The following is a 24,224-nucleotide window of genomic DNA, read 5'->3' as shown; positions in this document are numbered from 1 at the left end:
GTGCTCACCTTCCGGGGGTGGTGGTCTGGTATTCGAGGGACTGATCCGGGGCGACCGGGTGCTGGGTGACGGTGCCGTCGGCGGACCGCTCGATCGAGCGGATCGCCGGCAGGAACGCGAGGGTGATGCTGGGCAGCAGGATGAGGAGGACGGGGACCAGCAGAGCGCGGGTGAACCCCAGGTGCTCGGCGAGCGGTCCGGCCAGGGCGTAGCCCAGTGGCGTGATGCTGAGGGAGACCATCCAGTCGTAGGCGGTCACCCGGGACATCTTTTCCTGCGGCACCAGCTGCTGGACGGTGGAGTCCCACAGCGCGCCGAGCACGTCGGTGCCCGCCGCGGCGACCGCCGCCGCCACCACGACGGTCCAGATCGGGGCGTCGGCCAGCATCGCCAGGAACGGTGCGGCGCCGGTGGCCAGGGCCAGGTTGGCGACCACCAGAGGCCGACGGCAGCTGATTCGCAGGGCGAGCAGGCCGCCGGCGAGCCCGCCCACCGTGAGGCCGGTCGAGACGGCGGCCCAGCCGGCCGCCCCGGTGCCGGCGGCGGAACCGGACGTCTCCACCATGACCAGCGTCGGACCGAGCACGAACAGCATGGAGAAGCCCAGGTTCCACAGGCCGTGCGAAAGCAGGTTCTGCCAGAGCCAGGGCCGTCCGGTGACCTCGGCGGCCCCGCCGCGCAGCTCGCTCCAGAAGCTGTCCCGCTCCTTGGGCTCCCGGCGGCCCACCGGGATGGTGGCCAGCAGCAGCGCGCTGAACAGGAAGCTGGCGCCGTCGATGACGTAGGCCCAGCCGGGGCCGGCCAGGGCGACCAGCAACCCGGCGACGGCCGGGCCCGCCACCGCCGGGACGCTCCGGCAGAGTGAGAGCAGCGCGTTCGCCGACTGCAGTTGCCGGGGCGGCACGAGCTCGGAGACCAGGCCGGCGGTGGCGGGACGGAAGAACGCCTTACCGACGGCCGAGGCCATGGCCAGCGCACCGAAGTGCCAGACCTGGGCGTGGCCGGTCAGCAGCAGCAGGCCGAGCCCGCCGGCCAGCAGACCGCTGAACGCCTCGGTGCTGAGCATGACCGTACGGCGGGGCAGCCGGTCGGCCCACACGCCGCCGACGGTCAGCATGACGACCTCGGTGACCGCGCCGCAGGCGAGCACGGTGCCGAGCTGGCCGACGCCGCCGCCGATCTCCAGGACCGCGAACGCCATGGCCACGGGAATGACGGCGCTGCCGATCGCGGACACCAGCCGGCTCAGCCAGAGCGCGCGGAACGTGGCGTCCGCCAGTGCGCCGCCGCCCGCCGAGAGCCGGGTCACGATGTTTGTCATTCCCTTTGCCGCCAATCTCCAGCGTTCCTGCAGGTATCCGAGTGGGCATCAGCTGACGGGACGCCAGCCGGGCAGACGTCAGGTGTGCTGCGCCCTGGTCCGGTAGTACGAGGCGGCGTAGTCCTTGCGTCGGCGGAAGACCTCGACGGCCTCCTCCTCGGTGGACCATCCGGTCGGCAGGTCGAGCCCCAGCAGTTCACGGAAGAGCGCCGGGTTCCGGTCCAGCACCTCCGGTGCCAGCGACTTGGCGTACTCCTCCTGCGGGCGCATGTACGTCCGCGCGAACAGGGTGGAGACGGTCAGCCGCAGGCCGTCCCTGGTTCGGGGATAGGCCCCGTGCCAGGTGTTGCCGTGGAAGACGATCGCCGAGCCGGGCGGTGCCTCGACCGGTACGGCCAGCTCCGCGCCCTCGTCGCCGCGCGGGCGGTGGCAGTAGCGGTGACTGCCGGGCACCACCCGCAGGCAGCCGTCCTCCTTGGTGTACTCGCTCAGGCAGTAGTTGACGTTGGCCAGCTGCGCGTACGGCGGCAGCGGGTCGGGGACGTAGGCGGTGTCCGAATGGACGCCGAGGGCCGCGTTGCCCGGGCCCTTGAGGTAGCCGGTCATGCTGCTCAGCACCCGGTTGCGCCCCAGCAGGTAGGTGATCAGGGCCAACGGGGTCGGGGTCAGCAACAGCTCCTCGTACGCCCGCCCGCCCCGGGTCAGCAGCAGGACGACCTCCTGGGTGCGGTTCGCGTGGCTGAGGCCGGTCACGGTGTCGGGCCGTGCGCCGTCCTCCTCGGCGGCGACGGCGAGCAGGCCGTCGCGGAGGGACTGCACCGTCTCCGGTGCGAGGGCGTTCTCGATCACCGTGTAGCCGAGCAGGTCCAGGTCGGCGATGTGCCGGTCCAGCCCGGACAGTGACCGGCGGAGGTCCGCCAGGCCGTCGGTGAGCAGTTTCGGGCCTTCCTCGCGGGTGGACAGCAGGTGCCCCGTCATGACGTGGTGACCTTTCGGTGGGTGTCGGTACCGGTCGGAGCCGCCAGGCGGGTGACCGGTGCGGCGTCCGGGCCGGGGAGGCCGGAGCGCTGGGGTGTCCAGGCGCCGGTGGTGCAGGCGGCCCGGTCCGGTGCGAGCCGGGCGGCGAGCCGCAGGACGCTGTCCTGGAGTCGCATCAGCAGCACGGTCGGGTCGCCTGCGGAGACCTCGCGCAGGCAGGTCGCGAAGCTCCGGTCGAAGGCCAGTACCTGCTGCGGGTGCCGGTCGCGCAGGGCTCCCCAGCCCCGGCGGCTGCGCAGCTTCTGCTGCCGCCATTCGCGGAACGTCTCCGGGACGGTCACCCGCACCAGGGCGTCGGCCGCGTAGCCGATCCGGGCCCCGGCGAGCTTGGCCTGGAGGCCGATCGAGGCGTCGTCCACCAGCGGAATCTCCAGCGCCTTGGGCAGCAGGTCCCGGCGCAGCGCGTACAGCGCGCCGGGGAGTGCCCAGCGGTGTTCGGGGTGTCGGCCGCGCATCCGGTGCCAGGCCTCCATCGAGAGCTCCGACCAGTGGGCCAGCAGACGGGCCGTCAGGGTGCTGCCGGACCTGGCCAGGACGATCCGGCCGGCGGCGACGTCCGCGGTGTCACGGACGATCGGGTCGATCAGTGCGGCGAACGCTCCCGGCTCGGGACGGACATCGGCGTCGATGAGAATCAGGATGTCCCCCCTGGCCTGGTCGGCGCCGATGGTCAGGGCGCGGAATTTCCCCGGCTGCGGTGTGGCCAGCCAGCGGATTCGACGGTCGTCGACGGGCGGGTTGCGGAGCATCGGCGAGTCGGCCGGGGTGATGACCAGTAGCTCGACGGGGCAGTCCAGTTGGTCGGCCGCTCGAAGTATCGAGGGCAGAGCCGCAGGTAGCGTGCGTTCCTCGTTTCGTGCCGGGATGAGCACGCTGACAGCTGATCGCATCATTCCTCCCCGATGGCAGGCCACGATCCGCGGCCTGGGGCGCCCAACCGCCCGGGGCAAAGTTACTGCCATAATGACCAGAGTGTCAATATCACTAGTCATGGCTGTCACGGAAATCTGTGACAATGCTCGTAATGACAGAAAAGCCCGGAACGAGCGAGGCTCGTCCCGGGCTTTCCGGTCAATTTCGGACTATGACTGCGGTGTCATTCGGCCGGCCACGGCGCGCAGAAAGTCGTGCGGCCAACCGAGGTCGACGGCGGACGCTGCGTCCAGTCGGTCCAGCACGGTGGACGGCAGGGGCGCCCCGGCACCGCGCAGGCTTGCGCCGAGCTGTGCCGGATCGCTCGCCCCGACGACGGGTATCAGGCCCTTCGCGCGGACGTAGGCCAAGGCGACCGCGGCGGCCGGGAGCCCGAGCTCCCGTCCTGCCAGCTCCAGGGCGCCGGCCAGCGCCGCCGTCCGGGGCGGCTCGCCGGGGCCGGCGGCGCCCACCAGCCGGCCGCGGCCGAGCGGTGACCAGGCGAACACCGGTAGCCCGAACGCCCGTGCCATCGGCAGCAGTTCACGTTCGGCATCGCGCTGGAGCAGCGAGTACTCCACCTGCATCGCACTGAACGGTGCCCGGTCGCGCTCGGCGGCCAGCGTCTGATGCCGGCTCACCACCCAGGCCGGGGCGTTGCAGATCCCGGCGTACAGCACCTTGCCGGCCCGGACCTGCTCGTCCAGCGCGCGGACCAACTCCTCGGGGTGGATGCGGTCGTGCCAGGCATGGACCCAGAGCAGGTCCACCCGGTCGGTGTCGAGCCGCCGCAGGCTCCGCTCCAGGGCGTCGGCCAGGCTTCGCCGGGAGAGGCCGCCGGAGAACGGCAGCCCCGTACTGCGCAGGCCGAACTTCGTTCCCAGCAGGAACTGTTCGCGCCGACCGCGGAGCAGGCGGCCGAGCACCGATTCCCCGGCGCCGTCCGCGTAGGTCACCGCGGTGTCGAGTACCGTGCCGCCGGCCTCCTGGTAGGTGTCCAGCACGGCCCGGCAGCCCGCGTCCGTCTCGGTCGGTCGGCCGGGGAGGCCGAAGTTGAGCGTGCCGAGGGCGAACTCGGAGATCTGGACGCCGGTGCCGCCCAGCGGCACCGGCCCCAGCCTCGGCGGAGCAGCGGCCCCGGTCACTTCGAGATGACCTCCAGCCCGTACATGTACGGACGCAGCACCTCGGGGACGGTCACCGTGCCGTCGGCGTTCTGGTAGTTCTCCACGATCGCCACCAGGATGCGCGGCGACGCGACGGCGGTGTTGTTCAGGGTGTGCGCGAAGATCTTGTCCTTGCCCGAGCGGTAGCGGATGCGCGAGCGGCGGCCCTGGAAGTCGAGCATGGTCGAGCAGGAGTGGGTCTCCGAGTAGCTGTCCCGGCTCGGCATCCAGGTCTCGACCTCGTGCTTGCGGTACTGCCCGAGGCCGGTCTCGCCCGAGCAGGCGAGCGCGACCCGGTGCGGCAGGTCGAGGCCCTGCAGGATCGCCTCGGCGTTGCCCAGCAGCCCGTAGTGCTCCCGCTCCGAGACGACCGGGTCGTTGTGACAGATCACCACCTGCTCGACCTTGGTGAACTGGTGCACCCGGTAGAGACCGCGGCTGTCCCGGCCGGCCGAGCCCGCCTCCCGGCGGAAACACGGGCTCCAGCCCGCGTAGCGGATCGGCAGCTGCTCCTCGGAGAGGATCGAGTCGCTGTGCATGGCCACCAGACCGACCTCGCTGGTGCCGACCAGGTACAGGTCGTCCGCGGGCAGCTGGTAGGTCTCCTCGCGGCTGCCGGGGAAGAAGCCGGTGCCGAACAGCGCCTGCTCCCGGACGATCACGGGAGGGATCACCGGGGTGAAGCCCTTGGCCACCACGGTGTCCATCGCGTAGCGCAGGACGGCGAGTTCGAGCATCGCGCCGGGGCCGGTGAGGGCGTACGAGCGGGCGCCGGCGAACTGGCGAGGCCCGTCCAGGTTGACCATGCCCAGGTCGAGCATCAGCTCCAGGTGGTCCCGCTTCGGAAAGTCGAACGACCGGGGGGTGCCCCAGCGGCGGATCTCCAGGTTGTCGCTGTCGTCGTCGCCCTCGGGAACCTCCGGGGCGAGGATGTTCGGAACCTGGCTCAGCAGCGTGTCCAGCCGCCCCCGGTGGTTCCGCTGTTCGAGCTCCGCCACACGGATCTCGTCCCCCAGCGCCTTGGCCTGCTCACGACCCTCGCCGCCTGCGCCGACCTGCCGGGAGACGGTCTTCAGGGTGTGCCGCAGGCCGTCCAGGTGCTCGGTCGCGCGCCGGGACTTCTGGTCGAGCTCGATCAGCTCGTCGATGTCGACGCTGACCCGTTTGGCCGCGGCGGCCCGCTTCACGGCATCGGGATTGGTCCGGATGAGTTCCAGGTTCATCATCTTGGGGTTTCTACCTGTTTCTAGATTTGTCGGCCAGGGGGGTACCGGCCGGGAGACTGGAGGAAGTCCGCAGCTACCAGCTCGATTTGACGGGCTGCCAGCCTCAGTTCAGAGATCGGGACGAACTCGTCGGGCGCGTGGGCCCGGTCGAGATCCCCGGGGCCGTGGACGACGGCGGGAGTGCCCGCCCGCGCGAAGTAGCGCGCGTCGCTGCCACCCGCGAAGGAGCACCGTCCTGAGGGGACACCGAGTGCCTGAGCGGCCGCGTCGAAGGCAAGGAGCAGCGGGTGGTCCACCGCGATTGCGTGGGACTCACATCCACCTCCTTGGTACGGGCCGACATGCAGCGAAACGCCTGCAGGCGGGTCTGCGACCTCGCGAGCCGCCCGGTCGTAGAGGTCCATCACCGTGGCATGTCGCTGGTGGGGAAGGACTCTGATGTCGCATCGGAGCATACAACTGCTGGACAGCGTACCCGGATGCCCCGGAGCCATCAGGTGCCCGACGTTCAGCCGCGGGTGGTGCGGGAAGGCCGGATCGGTGGGCATCTCCCGCAACAGGCGTTCCAGCACCGCGACATAGCGGCGGGCGACCTCGACCGCGTCGATGCCCTTCCACGGCGTGCCGGCATGCGCGCCGGGCGTACGGATCGTCACCTCGGCCCAGGCATTGCCGAGTTGGGCCGGTGACGGCAGCGCGCCAGTCGGTTCGCTGACCACCGCCGCGTCGGCGATCAGCAGCCCTTCCGCGAGCAGGAACTCGGCGCCGAGCGCGCTGCCGTCCTCCTCGTCCGCGACTCCCTGGACCTCCAGCTGGCCCTGCCAGTCGGAGCGCCGGGCGAGTCGGTCGGCGGCGACCAGCATCGCGGCGAGTCCGCCCTTGGTGTCACAAGCGCCGAGGCCGTACATCAGGCCGTCCGTCACCCGGGCGGTGAACGGGTCGCCGCTCCACGCGGCCGGTGGGCCCGCGGGCTTGGTGTCCAGGTGCGCCTGCAGGATCAGCCGGGGGCCGGGCCCCCGGTCGAGGGTGGCCAGCACGTTGGGCCGGCCCGGCCGGGCGTAGACCCGGCGGATGTGGAAGCCGGAGCTCCCCAGGTACCGCTCGACCACGGCCGCGGCGGCCTCCTCGTCGCCCCCGGGGTTCTCGCTCGGGGCCGCGATGAGGTCGGCGCAGACCCGGAGCACCTCGTCCGGGTCCGGGTCGGGAGCGGCGGCCGATACGGTTGTCGGCCGGTCCTGCGTCAGGTCATGCACGGTGGATTCCCTCCAGGTAGAAGCGGGCGCCGGGATGCCTGAGAAGGCTGCGCGGGTCGGCGGTCAACAGGCCCCGGCCGCCCAGCCAGTGCTGTTTGCGCCCGACCAGTCGCCGCGAGGCGTTGACCGTGGCCGGCTGCCGGATGTCCGGCCCGCCGGCCCCGGCGTGGTCGAGCGGCAGCAGTTCCGGCCGCCATCCGCGACCGGGCACGGCGGCGGCCAGCGGCGCCAGCCAGCTCTCGTCCGGTTGGTGGGTATCGAGCAGATCGAGGTCCGGGTCGGGCTCGAACTTCCATGCGCCAGGACGGTGTTCGGCCAGGTAGTCCGGCAGCGTGCGGAGTTCGGCGTCGGCCCCGGCCAGCGCGGCGCCGAGCCGGGCCGCGGGCAGGTCCACCAGGAGGACGGTCCGCCCGGCCGGGGTGGCGCCGCGCAGCAGCTCGGCGGCCTGTCGCTCGACGGTGGTGTGCCCGGCGTCGCGCAGCAGTCCGCCGGCCGGCAGGGCCAGTTCGGACCAGGTGCCGTCCGGATCGGCGACCGGCAGGCCCAGGCCACGCAGGAGTTCTCTGGCCTGCTCCCCGGCCTCGGGCCGGACCGCCGCCAGCCAGGGGCTGACCGCGACCAGCAGGCCCTCGCCGAGCGGGACCGGGGTGGACCGCCGTTCGACGGCCGTCAGCAGCCCGGTCACCACCGAACGCCCCACGGCCTCCGCAGGATCGACCGCCGCCGGCAGTTCCGCGTGCTCGGGTTCCGGTACCTCGACGGGCCCGCCCCGGACGTCCCAGGCGGCCGCCACCGCCCCGGGCAGATCGACGCCGGTCGGGCAGGGGTCGACGCACAGCCCACAGCTCGTGCACCCCCAGAAGCTGGAGTCCTCCGGTCCGGGGGGCAGGCCCTGGCTCGCTGCCTGCAGCAGGCTCCAGACCCGGCCGCGTGGGCTGTCGTGCTCCAGGCGGCTCTCCCGGTAGGTCGGGCAGTACGGCAGGCAGAGGCCGCACTGGGTGCAGCGGTCGAGGGTCGCCGTCAGGTCCATGCGCTGTCTCCGAATGCTTCGGCCACCCGGGCGAGCAGGGTGGGGACCGGCGGCTCGGTGGGCTCGGCCGGATCGCGGGGGAACCACAGCGCGGGCGTGCCGACCGCTGCGAATCCGGGACTGCCGGTCTGCCGGAGTCGTTCCAACTCGGCGACCAGGTGCCAGGGTTGGCCGGGGAGATGGGACAGTTCGGCGTACCCGGCGAAGGCTCGTACGGGAGCGGCCTCCCACCGGGCGGCCGACCGGCTCTCGGTGAGCGGGAGGCCGAAGGCGGTCCGCATCCGGTCGGCGGGTTCGTCCAGCGAGCCTCCCCTGGTCTCCAGCAGACCGGTCACGGACACGTCCCCCTGGGCATCCGTCAGGACGCCGAGGGAGACGAACGGCAACCGGGCCTCGTGCAGGGCGCGGCAGAGCCGGCCGGCCTCGGCGGGGCCGTCGCACGGCACGGTCAGGGAGCGGCGGTCGGAGGCCCGGGGGAGCAGCCGCAGCGAGGCCGCGACCAGCTGCCCGATTCGGCCGCGCCCGCCGAATGCCAGCTTGCGGAGCTCGTACCCGGAGACGTCCTTGGTGCAGGAACCCCCGGTGGCCAGCGGCCGGCCCTGGGCCGACCGCAGCTCGGTGGCCAGGATCAGGTCGCGGGCGCGGACCGTCAGCGGTTCGCGCAGGGCGGGCCCGCCCCGGTCCAGGGCGTCCAGGACCGAGGTGTCCGGTCCGGCGCCCAACGGTTCGTACGGCAGCTCGAGACCGGAGCCGGCCAGCGCCCGGTCGATCTCGCCGAAGGTGACCCGGCGGTCCCGGACGTCGATCGCGCCGTCCGCCACCCTGACCCGCAGGGCGGCCCCGCCCTGCGGGTCAGGGTGGCGGCGCCCGATGCGGTGCGGTGCGCCCTCGGGAGCGGGCTCGGGCAGGATCTTCCCCGGGTTGCACACCTGGCCGGGGTCGACGGCCGCCTTGATCCGCCGCATCACGGTGAGCTCGCGCTCGGTGTGGAACAACGGCATGTGCTCCCGCTTCTCCAGGCCCACGCCGTGCTCGCCCGAGAGGGATCCGCCGAGTTCGGCACAGTCGGAGAGTACGTCGCGCAGGAAGGCCAGCAGCCCGTCCCGGTAGCCGGGGTCCGCCGGATCGTAGAACGGGGTGGGGTGCACGTTCCCGTCAGCTGCGTGGAACGTGTTGAGCAGCGGGAAGCCGTGCTGGTCGGCCCGCCGGCGCAGGGCACCCATCAGCTTCTTCAGACCGCTGCGCGGTACCACCGCGTCGAACAGGTAGTAACAGGGTCGGCCGCCGGTCGTGACCATCCGGCGCACCTTCTCCTTCACCAGCCGGGCCCGCACCGCCATGAAGGCGTCCACGGCCAGGAGTTCGGAGCTGCCGCCCGCCGCGGCCACCGCGGCCTCGGCGACGGCCGCCTGGTGGCGTACCTCGGCTGTGGTGCCCTCCAAGGCGATGAAGAGCAGCGAAGGGTCCCGCAGCGCAGGGCGGTCGGGCACGTACGCGCCGGTGATCATGTCCAGCGCGCTGGGGAGCAGCCCGCCGGCCAGCAGCACCTCAACGGTGGCCGCAGCCGGGTCCTGCTCCTCGAACCGGGCGATCAGCACCTGGGAGCACTCCGGTTCGGGGACCACCCGCAAGGTCATCGCGCCGACCGCTCCGAGGGTCCCCTCGGAGCCGACCAGCAGGCTGCGCAGGTCCAGGCCGCCCTGCCAGACGTCCGCCTCGGTCAGGGTGGCGGGCGAGCCGTCGGGCAGGATCAGGTCGAGCCCCACCACGAAGTTCGAGGTCGGACCGGACCCGAGCGCGTGCGGGCCCCCGGCGTTCTCGGCCACGTTCCCGCCGAGGGTGCAGACCTGGTAGGAGGACGGGTCGGGAAGGTAGCGCAGACCGTACGGCCGCAGCGCCTCCCGCAGGTCCCCGAGCACCACGCCGGGCTCGCACCGGACCAGCCGCCGGTCCGGGTCGATCTCCAGGATCCGGTTCAGGTCCCGGGTCAGCACGACGGCTCCGCCGTGCTCGGCCAGGGCGCCACCGCTGTAGCCCGTCCCGGCCCCGCGCATGACCCACGGCACCCCGATCCGGGCCGCGTCGGTCACCAGGGCGGCCAGATCGGCGGCATGACGGGGGATCAGGACCAGGCCGGGCTGCCGGACCTCCAGCGAGGCGTCGTACGAGTGCAGGCCCAGGCTGGTGCGGTCGGCGAGCACCCGGCCGGCCCCGAGCAGGGCGGTGGCCCGGGCGGCGAACTCCGCGAGCCCGGCCGGGGCGGCGGTGACCGGCCGGGTCGGCCGGGTCGGCCGCAGCGGATCGGCGGCCGGCGGGCCGTAGCAGAGCTGGTCGGGGCCACCCCACTCGGCGTCGGGGCCCGAGCGCTGGGCGGGGAGCGTCACAGGAATGCGTCCAGTCGGGTCAACCCGGTGGTCTCCGGGGAGAGTTCGCGCGCGACCGGGAGGTACTGCGCCCAGGCCCAGGCCATCACGGACTGGGCGGTCCGCCAGGCGGCCAGCGCCTCGGCCGGGTCGGCCTGCTCCGAGCGCGCGGCGGCCTCCTTCAATTCGGCCACCAGAGCGGCGGCGGCGACCCCGTCCGGGCCGAACCGCTCGGCGATGAACGTCTGGGCGCTGCGGGCCCAGTCGGCGAGCAGCGCGATGTGCCGGCCGTCGCGGAGCTCCTCGCCGGTCAGTGCCAGCGCCAGGCTGTCCTTGATGGCCTCCTCCGCGTACCGGCAGGACTCCTCCACCAGCACCCACGGGGAGTGCTCCCGGTCCACCGCCCAGGGCAGGTGGTCCAGGATGTTGCGGTAGTGCGAGAGCGCCTGGTGCAGGGTGCGCAGCCACTCGATGTCGCGGTCCGGGTGAGCCCGGAGGCAGTCGAGATCCTCCGGGTGACCGGTCAGCAGGAGGAAGTTGGCGGCCCAGCCCGGTCCGATGGTGGGGGGAAGCCGGTACCGGGAGTTCCGGTGTTCCTCCTCCAGTACCTTGGAGGTGATGGTCACCGGCGGGCCCGAGCGGTGGGCGTCGGGCTGCTGGGAGAGGGTGAAGGGGTGGCAGTCGACGTGCAGGCTGTGCCCGTCCGCCGCCAGCTCGGTGCGGATCGTCGTCCAGAGGTCCGCCGCCGCCAGCCGGAGGTCCATCGCGCGGTCCGCGTGGGCGATGAAGTAGACGTTCAGATTGGGCCGTTGGCGGTTCCAGTGACCGGCCGCGTAGCTGCCGGTCACGAAGGCCGTCCGGATCAGGTCGGTCCGCTGCTCGGCGAACCGCCTGAGCGGGTCGACCACGGCCTCGGCCATCACGGACTCGATGTCACGGGTGGTGTCGACGGTCAGCATCCCGCCACCGCCACGGTGCCGGCGCCGGCGATGCTGTCCAGGGCGGCCCGGCAGGTCTCGGCCACCCAGACCGCGTGTTCCAGCGGTACCCGTTCGCTGGGCCGGCCCTGCCGCGCCCGGTCCGCGAAGTGCTGGAGCTCGTCCCGGAGGGCCCCGTGCCGGGCGCCCTCGTAGTGCGGCCAGAAGAACAGGTCGGGGGCCTTCACCCCGTTCTCGTCCCAGGCCAGCAGGTCGGGCTCGTTGCGCACGGTGTAGGTGCCCCCGTCGGTCTGGACCTTGCACTCGAACTCGAAGCCGTACGGGCAGTTGGGTGCCAGGTGCCAGGAGTTGCCGATGACGGCCCGGACCCCGTCGTCCCAGTGCAGCACCAGGTCGACCACGTCCGGGAACTCCCGGCCGAGGTGCGAGGTGGCGAAGGCGGTGACGCGGTCCGGCCGTCGGCCGGTGTACCAGATCGCCAGGTCGATGTCGTGGATCATCGCGGTGTGCACGGGGTGCACCCGGCCGTAGACGTCGAGCGCGGCCGGCTGGAACCGGCGGCTGAGCGAGAGATGACGCAGCGTCCGGTTCCGCAGCAGGGCCCCGAGGGTCGCGTTGCGCGGGTCGAAGCGCAGGATGTGCCCCACGTACACGTTGCGCCCCACCTGCTCGGCCAGTCGGACCAGGTCCCGTGCCTCGGCCGGATCGAGGGCGAGCGGCTTCTCGACGATGACGTCGACACCGGCCTCCAGACCGCGCCGGACGCAGTCCGCGTGGGACCCCTCCGGGACCACCACGTCGAGTACCTGGATGCCGGAGGCCAGCAGCTCGTCGAGGGACGAGAAGACCTCCGTGCCCGCTGCCAGCCGGGGCGCGGGTTCGCCGCCCACCCGGACGTGGAAGTCCTCCTGTGCCTGGTGCGCCCCGAACGCGCCGACCCGGGACGGGTCCGCGTCGTACACACCGGTGACCTCGACCCCGGCGATGTCGGCCCAGGTCTGCAGGTGCAGGCCCCCGAACCAGCCGAGGCCTACCTGCCCTATGCGGAGAACGTCGCTCATCGCACCATTCCAAGATCGTTGAAGGGCTTCCGAAGGCTTGCCGCCGAAGCCGCACTCGACCGGTCGGCCCAGTGGGGCCGATCTCCGGATATCTGCTTCTGGTCATATTGACTACGCGAGTCATGTCAGTCAAGAGAGAAAGTCGCAATGCATCGCGATGGCAGGAATCAGGGGCTTCAGGTCGGTATGTGGGCGACTGTCGTGGTCGCTGGATGCCGGCTCGGGCGGCCGAAGCGGGGCAGCGGGGCGCGCGGACGGTCGGAGCGGGCCGCCGGGGGCGGCCGCCAGGCGAGCTTGACAGCCATCTTTACTGCTGGTCTCCTGAATACGACTCAGGACTTAGGGGAGGCATGGACAGTAAAACCATCGGTACCCGCATCGGCCAGCTCCGTCGCGCGGCGGGCATGTCGCAGGCCGAACTGGCCGGCCCCAACCTCTCGCCGAGTTACATCTCCCTGCTGGAGGCCGGGAAGCGCACGCCTTCGCCCGAGGTGCTGAACCAGCTGGTCGAGCGCCTCCGGTGCGACCCGGGCGAGCTGCTCGAGCTGACCGAGCAGGTTCAGGTCAAGGAGTTCGAGCTGGAACTCCGTTATGCGGAAATGACCCGCCGAAACGGCGACTCGCAGGCCGCGCTGGCGGCTTTCGAGGCGCTCCAGGGGAAGGTCACCGAGTCGGAGCAGCCGGAACTCTGGTTCGCGGCCGAGACCGGGATCGCGCAGTCGCTGGAGCACAGCGGGCGACTGGAGGAGGCGGTCGCCCGGTACGAGGCGCTCCGGAAGGCCTCGGACAAGTCCCATGACAAGGTGGCCCGGCTCCCGATCGTCGTGGCGCTCTGCCGCTGTTACCGGGAGCTCGGCGACCTCTCCCACGGGATCGAGCTGGCCGAGGCGACGCTGGCCGAGCTGGAGCGGCTCAACCTGACCCCCACTCTGCTCGGGGTGGAGCTGCTGTCCACCCTGGTCGGCATCTACTGCGAGCGGGGTGACCTGCACCGGGCCGCCTATCTCGCCTCCACTGCCATCGAGCAGGCTCAGGAGGTGAGCAACCCCAGGGCACTGGGCGCCGCGTACTGGAACGCCAGCGTGGTCATGCACCGGAACGGACGCACGGCCGATGCCCTCGACCTGATCGAGCGGGCCCTGGCGATCTACTCCGAGGGAGAGGACGACCGGGCGTTGGCCCGGCTCCGGAACGCGTACGCCGGGGTGCTCCTGCAGTTGGAGCAGCCGGATGCCGAGGCCGCGAAGGAACTGCTCACCCGGAGCGCGGACATCCTCGCCAGCTCCGGCAGCAGTATCGACGTCGCCTACTGCGAGACGGCGCTGGCCCGGGCGGAGCTGCTGCTCGACAACCCGGGCGCGGCCATCGCGCACGCGGACCGCGCACTGGAGCTGCTCGGGTCGGAGCACCGCCTGGAGAGCGCCCGTACCTTGCTCGTCCTGGCGGCCGCGCGGCTCGCCGAGGGTAACGACAAGGCTGCCCAGGAGGCTTACGAGCGCGGCGCGCTGATGCTGGAAGCGTCCGAGTCGGGGCGTCAGGCCGCTTTCGCCTGGGCGGAGTTGGCCGAGATCCTGGAGCTGTGCGGGCATGACGAGCGGGCCGTCTGGGCCTATCGCCAGAGCATGCGTTGCCTCGGTCGCAGGGGCAGTCTGGTGACCGCTCCGGGCAAGTCGCTGCGCCGCTGAACCGTCGGACCACGAAGCGGTCGACACGCTGAATCCTGTCGATGTGCCGAATCGAGGGGGGCCACCCAGCCGGGTGGCCCCCCTCGGTGTTCTTCCGGTCTTTCTCCGCGCCCCCGGCGCTGCTCGTATCCCTGGCTGAGCCCGGTCCCCCGTGACGAACGCGGATGATCAGCAGCAGAGCGGGATGTCGAGCAAGGGGCCGGGCTGCGCGGCCGGGGCCGACGCGGCTCGCGTCGGACGGACGGTGCCCTGGGGGCCGGCGCACAGCGCTCCCGCGGTGACCGCGAGGGTCAGTGCCGCTGCGAACAGTGCAAGGCCGGACCGAATTTTGATAAACATTACCCCTCCTCGATCGGGCATCCCTTTTTCTGTTTCAGGTCCGCTCCGATGTTTGAGAATAGTGACAGTCGTGACAACGGCTGTCAAGCGCTATTACCCTGGGATGTTATAGGGTCGGGTGTCCGGATTGTTCTCATATGGGAGGGATGGGCTTTGCAGCTCGGAGTGCCTCTAGTAGGCTTCCAGTCAAGAGAGTCACTATTTACAGTCACATTGATTCGGGCGGTGGGCCGTGAAGGTAGTGACAGCGAACCGGCGGAGTCCTCGGGCGGAGCCCGGGTCGGACTGGGCGGCGCAGCGGTTGGCCGACGGGCTGGTCCAGGCCGGATACCGGCGCCAGGCGCCCCGGTCCCTGGTGTCCGACCCTGGAGAGCCTGTCCTGTTCACCTCACCGGCCTCGCCGTCGTGGCGACGTCGGCTCGTGGCCGGCGCCCCTCGGGGTGCGGGGGGTGGCGCGGTGGCCCTCCAGTGGTGCGTCAGCACCAGCCGGTCGGAGGCGCTCCCGTTCGGGGCGGTGCCGTCGGCGCAGCGTTTCGTGGGCGCGGTCTGGGTCGGTGATCACCCGTCGGGCCGACCGGTGCAGGACGCCTTGGAGGCACTGGGATCGGTCGGGATCGACCGTCGGGCCCTCGTCCTCCGGGTGTCGGCGCCCCGGGGCACGGAGGAGCAGACCTTGGCGGAGCTCGGCCTGCCGGGGTGCCAGATGCTGCTGGCCGCGCCGCCGCCGGGATTCCCCGGTCGGCTGCGGCCGGAGCTCGGCCCCTGCCTCACGCTGGAGCTGCCGCTGGGGCCGCCGTGCTCCACCGGATGCGGCCCGGGCTGCCCCTGCGGCCGTTACCGGCAGCTCGCCTACGGCCAGGTCGTCCGACGGGTCCGGCTGCGGGACGGGCGTCTGGTGCCCGAGTCGAGGCCGACTTTTGAACTACTGCTCCCGGAGTATGCGGTGATGTGCGCGCTCGCCGAGGTGCGGTCGCCGTTCGCCCTGCCGGAGCTGCGCCCGTTGATGGACGGACTGGCGGCAGCGGTGCCCGACTTCGCGGCCGGGAGGTGTCGGGAGAGCGAGGGGCTGATGGTCGCCGACCGGCTGTCCGCAGTGGCCCTGCTGCTGGGTTCCGGGGTCACCCCGGGGCCGCGTGGGCGCGCCCACGTCACCCGCAGGCTGCTCCGGGGTGCCGCAGCCACCACTGCACTGGCCGGCGGCTCGCCGTCCGGGGTGACCCGGCTGCTGTCGCTCGCGGACGCCACCGTCCGGGTGCCGCTGGGCTTGCCCCGGCTGACCGACCACGCGCTGGCCACGGTGGAGCGGGAGATCGGGGCGTTCGAGCGGGTGCTCACCCTCGGCCACGCCCGCTTCCTCGACGCGGTCCGCACCCTCCGAGGGCCCGAGGAGGTTCCTCCTCTGCTGGTCCGCCTGCGTTCCGAGCAGGGTCTGCCGTTGGGCCTGTTGCTGTCCTGGTGCCGGCAGCACGATCTGGCGCTGTCCCTGCGGGAGGTCGCGGAACTCGATCTGACCCTGCGCGCGGGCGGGTCGAACGAGGCCGACCCCTCGTGAGGACGGTCCGGGTCGTCGTGACCGGAGGCCCGCCCAGGGCGGCTACCGGAGCTGCTCCGGCAGCGGCTGCGCGTGCAGGACCGCGAGCCCGGAGACCGCTCGGGTGAGGGCGACGTACAGGCGGCGCAGGCCGGTCCGTTCGTCGGGTTCGCCGGAGACCACGGCGGCGGGCTCGTCGAGGACCACGTAGTCGTACTCGAGGCCCTTGGCGAGGGAGGCGGGGACCAGGGTGAGGCGGGCGTCCGCGCTGGTCTCGGTGCCGGGTTCGAGGAAAGGCAGACCGGCTGCGGTGAGGGCCTCGGCCAGGGCGGGGATCCGGGCGTCGGCGGCGATCAGGCCGGTGGAGCCCTCGCGCTCCAGCGCGCTGCGGCAGGCCGCGACCAGCGCCGAGTCCAGCTCGTCGGCCGCGATCTGACGGAGGGTCAGCGAGCCCGGGGCGTCACGGACCGAGGTGGCCGGGGCCAGGCCGGGGGCGATCGCGGGCAGCAGGCGGGAGGCGTACGCGATCACCTCCTCGGGGACCCGGAAGCCCTTGGTGAGCTCCTCGATGTGGGCGGTGGGCTTGCCGAGGTGGTGCAGGGCCTCGGCCCAACTGCCGGTCGCCCAGGGGGTGGTGCCCTGGGCGAGGTCGCCGAGCACGGTGGCGGAGCCGGTGCTGCAGCGGCGACCGACGGCCCGGTACTGCATCGGTGAGAGGTCCTGCGCCTCGTCCAGGACCACGTGGCCGAGCGAGGCGGTGCGCTGCACCAGGTCGGCGGTCTCGTCGACCAGGACGGCGTCGGCGGCGGTCCACGGCGCGGTCTTCACCGAACGTCCGGGCTTGGCCCAGCGGATGGTGGCCTGCTCGTCCTCGGTCAGGATGCCGTCCGCGCAACTCGCCAGGAACTCGGCGTCGGTGAGCAGCCGGTGCACCAGCTTGGCCGGGTCCACCGGCGGCCAGCACTGCTTCACCAGGGCCTTGACCTGCGGGTTGCGGGCCATCGCGTCCTGCACCCGGTCGTCGGGGGCCTCGCCGCCCTGCTCCATCTTCAGCAGGAGCGCGTGCGAAAGCCGCTGCGGCAGCGCCTCGCCCGCCGCGCCGTAGCGGATCTCCCGGCCGCGCATCTCCTCGAAGATCTCGACGAGTTCGTACACCGGGAGGCGCCAGCGGCGGGAGCCGCGGACCGCCACCAGCGGTTCGGTCGGCAGACTGATGCCGGACCGGACGGCGCGCCGCAGCACCTCGGCCAGCCGGGCGTCGCCCTTCAGCCTGGCGGCCTCGGACGGGTCCTCGGCGCGGATCTCGACGTGCTTGACCAGCTCCTGCACGGTCGCCTGGGCGACGTCCAACTCACCGAGGGCGGGCAGGACTTGCTCGATGTAGTGCAGGAAGGAGCGGTTCGGCCCGACCACCAGCGTGCCGGACTTGGCGAGCCGGTCGCGGTGCGCGTAGAGCAGGTACGCGACCCGGTGCAGGCCGACGGCGGTCTTGCCGGTGCCGGGGGCGCCCTGGACGCAGATGGTGCCGCCGATCTCGGCCCGGACGATCTCGTCCTGCTCGGGCTGGATGGTGGCGACGATGTCCCGCATCGGGCCGACGCGGGGTTTCTCGATCTCGGCGGCCAGCAGCGCGGAGGCGCCCTCCATCTCCGCCGGGTCGCTCAGGTGCTCGTCCTCGTACGCCGTCAACTCGCCGCCGGTGTAGCCGAATCGGCGCCGCCGGTCGACGTCCAGCGGCTCGGTCCGGCTGGCCCGGTAGAACGGCTGCGAGACGGGGGCCCGCCAGTCGATCACCATCGGGTCGCCGGTGGCGTCGTGCACGTGCCGGCGCCCGATGTAGAACCGCTCGCCACCGCCGCCTTCGGCCTGCTCCTCGCTGATCGCGTGCAGGTAGTCCAGCCGGCCGAAGAACAGCGGGGTGTGCGCCAGGTCGGCGAGCGCGGCGATCCGGTTGGTGATCTGGTTCTGCAGGACGGCGGCGGAGACCCAGGTGCCGGTCACGTCGCGCAGGTCGAGCGACTCGACGTCCGCGCGCATCGCGCGCAGCGCGTCCCGGGAGGCGGCCAGGTGGTCGCGCTCGCGCTGGAGCAGGGGATCAACAGGAGCGGGGGAGTGCACAGCGAACCTTCCCGGCCACCCGGCGTGGGGTGGCGGTCTCGTCAGTAGCTCACGGTGAAAAACCGCCCGGTTGCCGACCGGACGGGCTCCCACGGCTGCCAGGACGGCACCACGCTTCGGGAGGGGGCAAGACCGGAAATCCTAGACCTGCCCCCACCCGCAGTGCGAATCATTTAGTCCGCGCGCCCCTCGGACGATCCGTTACAGCACGTCGTCCGCGTCGATGATCCGGTACGCGTAGCCCTGCTCGGCCAGGAAGCGCTGCCGGTGGGCGGCGAAGTCCTGGTCCACGGTGTCCCGGGCCACCACCGAGTAGAAGTGCGCGGAGTGCCCGTCCGCCTTCGGGCGGAGCACCCGGCCCAGCCGCTGGGCCTCCTCCTGCCGGGAGCCGAAGGTGCCGGAGACCTGGATGGCCACCGTCGCCTCGGGCAGGTCGATGGAGAAGTTGGCCACCTTGGAGACCACCAGCACGCTGATCTCCTTGGTGCGGAACGCCTCGAACAGCTTCTCGCGCTGCGCGTTGCTGGTCTCGCCCTTGATCACCGGGGCGTTCAGCACCTCGCCGAGCTCGTCCAGCTGGTCGATGTACTGACCGATGATCAGCGTCTGGTCCTTCTCGTGCTTCTTGACCAGCGCCTCCACCACCCGCCGCTTGGTCGCGGTGGTGGCGCAGTACCGATAGCGCTCCTCCGGCTCGGCGGTGGCGTAGGTCAGCCGCTCCGAGTCGGTCAGGGTGACCCGGACCTCGCAGCAGTCGGCGGGCGCGATGTAGCCCTGCGCCTCGATCTCCTTCCACGGCGCGTCGAAGCGCTTGGGCCCGATCAGCGAGAAGACGTCGCCCTCCCGGCCGTCCTCGCGGACCAGCGTGGCGGTCAGCCCGAGCCGCCGCCTGGCCTGCAGGTCGGCGGTGAACTTGAACACCGGCGCGGGCAGCAGGTGCACCTCGTCGTAGACCACCAGGCCCCAGTTCCGCGCGTCGAACAGCTCCAGGTGCGCGTAGGTGCCCTTCCGCTTGGTCGTCATCACCTGGTAGGTGGCGATGGTGACCGGGCGGATCTCCTTCCGGGTCCCGCTGTACTCGCCGATCTCGTCCTCGGTCAGCGAGGTCCGCTTCACCAGCTCGTGCTTCCACTGCCGGGCCGAGACGGTGTTGGTCACCAGGATCAGCGTGGTCGACTTGGCCTCCGCCATCGCGGCCGCGCCGACCAGCGTCTTGCCCGCGCCACAGGGCAGCACCACGACACCGCTGCCGCCGTGCCAGAAGCCCTCCACGGCCTGCTGCTGGTACGGCCGCAGCGTCCAGCCGTCCTGCTCCAGCTCGATCGGGTGCGCCTCGCCGTCCACGTACCCGGCGTAGTCCTCGGCCGGCCAGCCCAGCTTGAGCAGCACCTGCTTGATCTGGCCGCGCTCCGAGGGGTGCACGATCACGGTGTCCGGGTCGAGCCTGGCGCCCACCAGCGGGGCGATCTTCTTCGACTTCAGCACCTCCTCCAGCACCGGCCGGTCGGTGGTGCTCAGCACCAGCCCGTGCACCGGGTGCTTGGACAGCTGCAGCCGCCCGTACCGGCCCATGGTGTCGGCCACGTCCACCAGCAGCGCGTGCGGCACCGGGTAGCGCGAGTACTTCACCAGCGCGTCCACCACCTGCTCGGCGTCGTGCCCGGCGGCCCGGGCGTTCCACAGCCCGAGCGGGGTCACCCGGTAGGTGTGCACGTGCTCGGGCGCCCGCTCCAGCTCCGCGAACGGCGCGATCGCACGGCGGCAGTCGGCTGCCTTGGGGTGGTCGATCTCCAGCAGCAGGGTCTTGTCACTCTGGACGATGAGCGGTCCGTCGTTCACGCGCGTCCTTTCCGACAGCAGTGGCCGGCCACGTGTAGTGGTGGCCAAACCTCAAGTCTGCCGCATGTCCGGCGGTGCCCTCTGGTCCTTGTCTGCTCACCAGCTGGCTGTAAAGCGTCTGCGTGCCTGGTCGGTGAAGTCGAGCAGCTGATCGGCTTCCCGCTCGTTGCCAGTCCGCTGGAACAATGTGGTGGCCAGTTCCAGGTTCTCCAGGGCCTCGGTGTTGAGGCCGAGCTCGAGCAGGGCAAAGCCGAGATGTTTGAGCTCCACGGCCAAGGCGTGGTCGTCGTTGCTCTCGACGAAGGCCTCCAACGCGAGCGTGTGCAGTGGCAGAGCCTGCTCCCAGCGTTCCTGCTCGTGGTAGATCAGGGCCATGTTCCCCAGGACCATGGCCTCACCTCGGCGGTCACCCAAGGGGCGGAAGATGTCGAGGGCTTCCTGTAGCACGGTGAGAGCCTCCTCGAGCTCACCGGCCATGGTCAAGGTACCGCCGAAGTTGGCCAGCTCGATCGCCCGCTCGTGGGGGATGAGCAGACCGTCGACCATGCCAAGTGCGCGCCGGTGCAGCTCCACCGCCTGCGCAAGGTCCCCGTCATGGCGCAGTACCTTGGCGAGTGTGCCGAGCGCCTGGGCGTGACTGCGCGGGTCGCCCTCCTTCTTGAAGATCGTCGCGGCCTTGCGGAGGTAGCGGGCAGCCTCTGCTGTCCGGCCCTGCTCGACAAGCGTCTCCGCAATGTTGCTCAGCGCTTGTCCTGCTCCACGCCTGTCGCCCGCACGCTTGAGCGCCCGTGCGGCCTCGGCATGGGCCGCCACGGCTTGCTCGAACTTGCGCTGCTCGTGGAGTGAGAGCCCGAGATTGTTCAGCGCTCTGGCCGTGGCCTTACGGTTCTTCAGTCGACGGGAGATCTCGATGGCTTTGCGGTGTGCACGAACGGATTTTCCGAGCTTGCGCTTGTCCCTGAGCACGATGCCCAGAAGGCTGAGGAGTGAGGCCTCGTTGTGACGGTCCTTGATAACCCGGCTTGATCGGATGCCGGCTCTCAGGACCAACTCGGCTTCGTCCAAGGAGCGCAGCTCGGTCAGGAACTGTGAGACGGATGCTGACAGAGCCACCGACATCCGATGGTCATCCGCGCTGTGCGCCCAGAGTGCGGCTGCGATCAGGGTGTACTGCTCCTCCTCGAGCCATCGCAGTGCCGAGCTCCGATCGGCGAACCGCTCCTCGGCCGCAGGGTTTGCCTTGGCGGGGCTGAAGAACTTTTTCTGCGCCAGCGTGCTCATCCGGTAGAGGTGGGCGAGCAAGCGCATCAGACTCTCGCCCCAGGAGTCATCGGCTGACGTCAGCTGCTCCCGGGAGTAGAGCCGGACGAGACTGTGCTGCTGCCAACGTCCGTATGTCCCTCGCGGCTCGACCAGGTGCCGACGGGCTAGGCCGTGTTTTAGAAGGCGTCGAAGGTGCCTCTGGTTGGCCGTCCGGGGAAGCTTCGGGCGGCCAGCCAGAGGATGAGGTCGCGCGCGATCGTGTGGATGCTGGTCTCGGTGACCACGTCGTGTTCGCGACGGCTCGCGTCACGGCGGACGATCTCGTATCCGCCCTTGTCGAGGACAGCGACCGAGAGGTACCAGATCGGGTCGTCCTCGTCGGGCTGGATGACGACGAACGTGTTGTCGGTGTCGTTGAGATCGTCGACCAGCATGAAGATGGCGTCTTCGGACGGGTCGTCGATGTGGTCGCCGTTCTCGCTGTCGGCGCAGTAGTAGTCAGCGGCCACCGGTCTCTCCCCTGTGCGACACCCCGCTCCGGGCTCGCGGCCAGCATGGCACGCGAGCCCGACACATCGGTTCTCACAGCCACTGGTTGATCGCGGCGACGAGGACGGCCGCCTCGAAGCGGACGGCGAGTTTGTCGAACCGGGTGGCCACCGCCCGGTGCTGCTTCAACCGGTTGATGCCGCACTCGACGGCATGGCGGCCCTTGTAGTCCTCTCGGTCGAAGTGGGGCGGACGTCCCCCGCTCGCGCCGCGCCGCTTGCGGTTACGGATCTGGTCGGCCGGCTCCGGGATGGTGCACAGGATGCCGCGTCTGCGCAGGTAGGCGCGATTGGCCTTGGACGAGTACGCCTTGTCGCCGCGCACTCGAAGCGGCAGGGTGCGGGGGCGGCCGGGCCCGGTCCGGGGCACGCGTATCGCGTCGAGCACCGCTTCGAACTGCGGTGAGTCCCCGCGCTGGCCGGCCGTGACGAGGAGGGACAGCGGCTTCTGCCGTTGCTCGCAGGCCAGGTGAATCTTGGTCGTGAAACCGCCTCGCGACCGGCCCAGTCCGTGGTCCGCGGGCTCCTTGCCCACGCCGCCTGGCGGCTCCTTCTGCGCGGCCCCGTCCCGCCGGGCGCCAGCGGCGTGTTGGTGGGCTCGGCAGATCGTGGAGTCGACGTTCACTTCCCAGACGATCAGCCCCGCCGCATCGGCCCGCGTCTGCAGGCCAGCCAGGATCTGCTGCCAGATGCCCTGACGCTGCCAGCGGCGGAACAGGCCATAGATCGTCTGCCAGGGTCCGTACTCCGGCGGAACGTCCCGCCACGGAGCTCCCGTCCGCACCCGCCACCGAATCCCGTTGACCAGCCTGCGGCGCGACCTCGCCGGACGACCCACCCCGGCCATCGGCAGCAACGGCTCCAGCACAGCCCACTGATCATCCGACAGATCCCCACGCCCCATCCACAGAGCCTGGCATCACGCCGGACGACCTTCCAAAACAGCCCCTAGTGCCTGCAGGAGTTGGTTCGCCTTCGTGGCGTTTCCGTCGTACCACTCGGCCGTGGTTTCGGTGGAGAAATCCGGCCCCGGGTGCAGGCTCGTGAGGCGAAACAGTCTGGCCTGCTCCTCGGAAAGCGCTCGGTAGGACAGTTCGAAGGCTGCTGTCACCGCGCGCTCCTCCCGGCGCAGTACACAGAGCCTGGAGTGGGCGTCCTCCAGCTCCAGGCGGAGGTGGGACAGCGGTCTGGTTGGTGCGTCCACAAGCAGGGAGGCCAAGATACGGAGAGCCAGCGGCAGACCGCCGCAGATGGCGTCCCGTGGAGTGGTGTAGCAGGGATCTTGGAGTGACCCCTGGTCATGGGGCAGCCATCGCGCAACTCTCTGTGTAGAACGGCGAGTTCACCCAGGGAGGTACGCGATGGCCTTATCCCAGTCTGACCTACTCCGCCTCATGGAGTCACTGCGTTCGGCCGACGGAATCGAGTTGATCAGGACCCTCGCCCAGCGGATCCTGCAGGAGCTGATCGAGGCCGAGGCCACCGCCCGGATCGGCGCCGAGCCCGGCGAGCGAACCGAGGCCCGTACGACCTGGCGCAACGGCCACCGGGACAAGACCCTGACCACGCAGGCCGGCGATCTGGAGCTGGCCATCCCCAAGGTCCGCACGGGCAGTTTCTTCCCCAGCCTGCTGGAGCGCCGGCGCCGCATCGACCAGGCCCTTTACGCGGTCATCATGGAGGCCTACGTCCTGGGCGTGTCCACCCGCTCGGTCGACGACCTGGTCAAAGCCCTCGGAGCGGACACCGGCATCTCCAAGAGCGAGGTCTCCCGGATCTGCGCTGACCTGGACGAACAGCTCACCGCCTTCCGCACCCGGCCGCTCGGCCACACCCGTTTCCCCTACATCTACCTGGACGCGACCTACTGCAAGGCGCGGGTGAACCACCAGATCGTCTCCCGGGCCGTGGTCGTCGCCACCGGCATCACCGAGGACGGCGGCCGCGAGGTGCTCGGGGTGATGGTCGGCGACAGCGAGACCGAGGTGTTCTGGGCCGAGTTCCTGCGTCACTTGCGCGAACGCGGCCTGACCGGGGTCCGCCTCGTCATCGGCGACCACCACAGCGGCCTGGTCAAGGCGATCCGCAAGGTCATGCTCGGAGCCGCCTACCAGAGATGTCGCGTCCACTTCCTGCGCAACACCTTCGCGATCATCCCCAAGGACGCGGCCGAGATGGTCGCCGCGACCATCCGCACGATCTTCGCCCAACCCACCCAAGCCGCGGTCCGAGCTCAGCTGGACACCGTCGCCGACATGCTCGGCAAGCAGTTCCCCAAGGTCAAAGCGATGCTGCTGGAGGCCAAGGACGACCTCACCGCCTTCGCCGGCTTCCCGGAGCGACATTGGAAGAAGATCCAGTCCACCAACCCGCTGGAGCGGATCAACCGCGAAATCAAACGCCGCACCGACGTCGTCCAGGTCTTCCCGAACGACGACGCGCTCCTGCGGCTGGTCACCGCCGTGCTGTTCGAGATGCACGACGAATGGATCGCCTTCCCCCGCCGCTACCTACCCGAGGGCAGCATGGACCAGATCTACCCCGCCGAACACGCCCGCGACGAACTACCGCCCACCGCATGACCGTTGGCGCA

Annotated in this window: 19 protein-coding genes; 3 read left to right on the top strand and 16 right to left on the bottom strand. The window is 71.1% G+C overall.

What is annotated here, in order from left to right:
• Positions 1–4: 4 nt before the first annotated feature.
• The 10 genes from F4556_RS15190 to F4556_RS15145 all read right to left on the bottom strand — a co-directional run bounded on the left by F4556_RS15190 (position 5) and on the right by F4556_RS15145 (position 12,308).
• Positions 5–1,321 carry an MFS transporter gene (locus F4556_RS15190; protein WP_184915560.1) on the bottom strand — a complete coding sequence of 439 codons (1,317 nt, stop codon included), beginning with the start codon at positions 1,319–1,321 and terminating at the stop codon, positions 5–7.
• Between the two features lie 78 nt (positions 1,322–1,399).
• Positions 1,400–2,299 carry a phytanoyl-CoA dioxygenase family protein gene (locus F4556_RS15185; RefSeq protein WP_184915557.1) on the bottom strand — a complete coding sequence of 300 codons (900 nt, stop codon included), beginning with the start codon at positions 2,297–2,299 and terminating at the stop codon, positions 1,400–1,402.
• Entirely contained in the window at positions 2,296–3,249 is a 954-nt protein-coding gene (locus F4556_RS15180) for a glycosyltransferase family 2 protein (protein ID WP_184915554.1), read from the bottom strand. The genes F4556_RS15185 and F4556_RS15180 overlap by 4 nt, the downstream gene beginning before the upstream one ends.
• A 192-nt stretch (positions 3,250–3,441) precedes the next feature.
• The gene (locus F4556_RS15175; RefSeq protein ID WP_221503614.1) at positions 3,442–4,416 is read right to left on the bottom strand and encodes an aldo/keto reductase; all 975 of its coding nucleotides are present in this window, start codon (positions 4,414–4,416) and stop codon (positions 3,442–3,444) included.
• Entirely contained in the window at positions 4,413–5,663 is a 1,251-nt protein-coding gene (gene serS / locus F4556_RS15170) for a serine--tRNA ligase (protein ID WP_184915551.1), read from the bottom strand. The genes F4556_RS15175 and serS overlap by 4 nt, the downstream gene beginning before the upstream one ends.
• Positions 5,664–5,683: 20 nt before the next feature.
• Positions 5,684–6,916 (bottom strand): M20 family metallopeptidase, encoded by a 1,233-nt coding sequence (locus F4556_RS15165; RefSeq protein ID WP_184915548.1) that lies wholly within the window; start codon positions 6,914–6,916, stop codon positions 5,684–5,686.
• The gene (locus F4556_RS37595) at positions 6,909–7,946 is read right to left on the bottom strand and encodes a 4Fe-4S dicluster domain-containing protein (RefSeq protein ID WP_221503613.1); all 1,038 of its coding nucleotides are present in this window, start codon (positions 7,944–7,946) and stop codon (positions 6,909–6,911) included. The genes F4556_RS15165 and F4556_RS37595 overlap by 8 nt, the downstream gene beginning before the upstream one ends.
• Positions 7,937–10,330, bottom strand: coding sequence for an FAD-linked oxidase C-terminal domain-containing protein (locus tag F4556_RS15155; protein ID WP_184915543.1), 2,394 nt, complete (start codon positions 10,328–10,330; stop codon positions 7,937–7,939). Before F4556_RS15155 ends, F4556_RS37595 begins: the two co-directional genes overlap by 10 nt.
• Complete coding sequence (locus F4556_RS15150; protein WP_184915540.1) at positions 10,327–11,268, bottom strand: hypothetical protein; 942 nt, start codon at positions 11,266–11,268, stop codon at positions 10,327–10,329. The genes F4556_RS15155 and F4556_RS15150 overlap by 4 nt, the downstream gene beginning before the upstream one ends.
• Positions 11,262–12,308: a Gfo/Idh/MocA family protein gene (locus F4556_RS15145; RefSeq protein ID WP_184915537.1), complete on the bottom strand. Its 1,047-nt coding sequence runs from the start codon at positions 12,306–12,308 to the stop codon at positions 11,262–11,264. The genes F4556_RS15150 and F4556_RS15145 overlap by 7 nt, the downstream gene beginning before the upstream one ends.
• A gap of 350 nt (positions 12,309–12,658) precedes the next feature.
• Between F4556_RS15145 and F4556_RS15140 the strand changes: the two genes are divergently transcribed.
• Together F4556_RS15140 and F4556_RS15135 are read left to right on the top strand one after the other, a co-directional pair.
• Positions 12,659–13,993 carry a helix-turn-helix domain-containing protein gene (locus F4556_RS15140; RefSeq protein WP_184915533.1) on the top strand — a complete coding sequence of 445 codons (1,335 nt, stop codon included), beginning with the start codon at positions 12,659–12,661 and terminating at the stop codon, positions 13,991–13,993.
• A 796-nt stretch (positions 13,994–14,789) separates the two neighbouring features.
• Positions 14,790–15,884, top strand: coding sequence for a hypothetical protein (locus F4556_RS15135; RefSeq protein WP_184915530.1), 1,095 nt, complete (start codon positions 14,790–14,792; stop codon positions 15,882–15,884).
• Between the two features lie 42 nt (positions 15,885–15,926).
• Here the strand turns inward: F4556_RS15135 and F4556_RS15130 are convergent, their stop codons facing one another.
• From F4556_RS15130 to F4556_RS15105, 6 genes are all read right to left on the bottom strand, one after another.
• Positions 15,927–17,981 carry a HelD family protein gene (locus F4556_RS15130; protein WP_313068313.1) on the bottom strand — a complete coding sequence of 685 codons (2,055 nt, stop codon included), beginning with the start codon at positions 17,979–17,981 and terminating at the stop codon, positions 15,927–15,929.
• Between the two features lie 201 nt (positions 17,982–18,182).
• A complete protein-coding gene (locus tag F4556_RS15125) occupies positions 18,183–19,820 on the bottom strand; it encodes a DNA repair helicase XPB (protein ID WP_184915527.1) in 1,638 nt (545 codons plus the stop codon).
• 96 nt (positions 19,821–19,916) lie between these two features.
• Complete coding sequence (locus F4556_RS15120; protein WP_184915525.1) at positions 19,917–21,128, bottom strand: tetratricopeptide repeat protein; 1,212 nt, start codon at positions 21,126–21,128, stop codon at positions 19,917–19,919.
• 131 nt (positions 21,129–21,259) lie between these two features.
• Positions 21,260–21,592 carry a hypothetical protein gene (locus F4556_RS15115; protein WP_184912732.1) on the bottom strand — a complete coding sequence of 111 codons (333 nt, stop codon included), beginning with the start codon at positions 21,590–21,592 and terminating at the stop codon, positions 21,260–21,262.
• Between the two features lie 73 nt (positions 21,593–21,665).
• A complete protein-coding gene (locus F4556_RS15110; protein WP_184912734.1) occupies positions 21,666–22,535 on the bottom strand; it encodes an IS5 family transposase in 870 nt (289 codons plus the stop codon).
• Positions 22,536–22,550: 15 nt separating this feature from the next.
• Positions 22,551–22,742, bottom strand: coding sequence for a hypothetical protein (locus F4556_RS15105; protein WP_184915522.1), 192 nt, complete (start codon positions 22,740–22,742; stop codon positions 22,551–22,553).
• A gap of 250 nt (positions 22,743–22,992) precedes the next feature.
• Here F4556_RS15105 and F4556_RS15100 point away from each other — a divergent pair, with 250 nt between their 5' ends.
• Positions 22,993–24,213: an IS256 family transposase gene (locus F4556_RS15100; protein WP_184910583.1), complete on the top strand. Its 1,221-nt coding sequence runs from the start codon at positions 22,993–22,995 to the stop codon at positions 24,211–24,213.
• Positions 24,214–24,224: the final 11 nt, after the last annotated feature.

Source organism: Kitasatospora gansuensis, assembly GCF_014203705.1.
Lineage (GTDB): Bacteria > Actinomycetota > Actinomycetes > Streptomycetales > Streptomycetaceae > Kitasatospora > Kitasatospora gansuensis.
The sequence above is the reverse complement of the archived record's forward strand: the minus strand, read 5'-3'. Positions and strand labels throughout refer to the sequence as shown.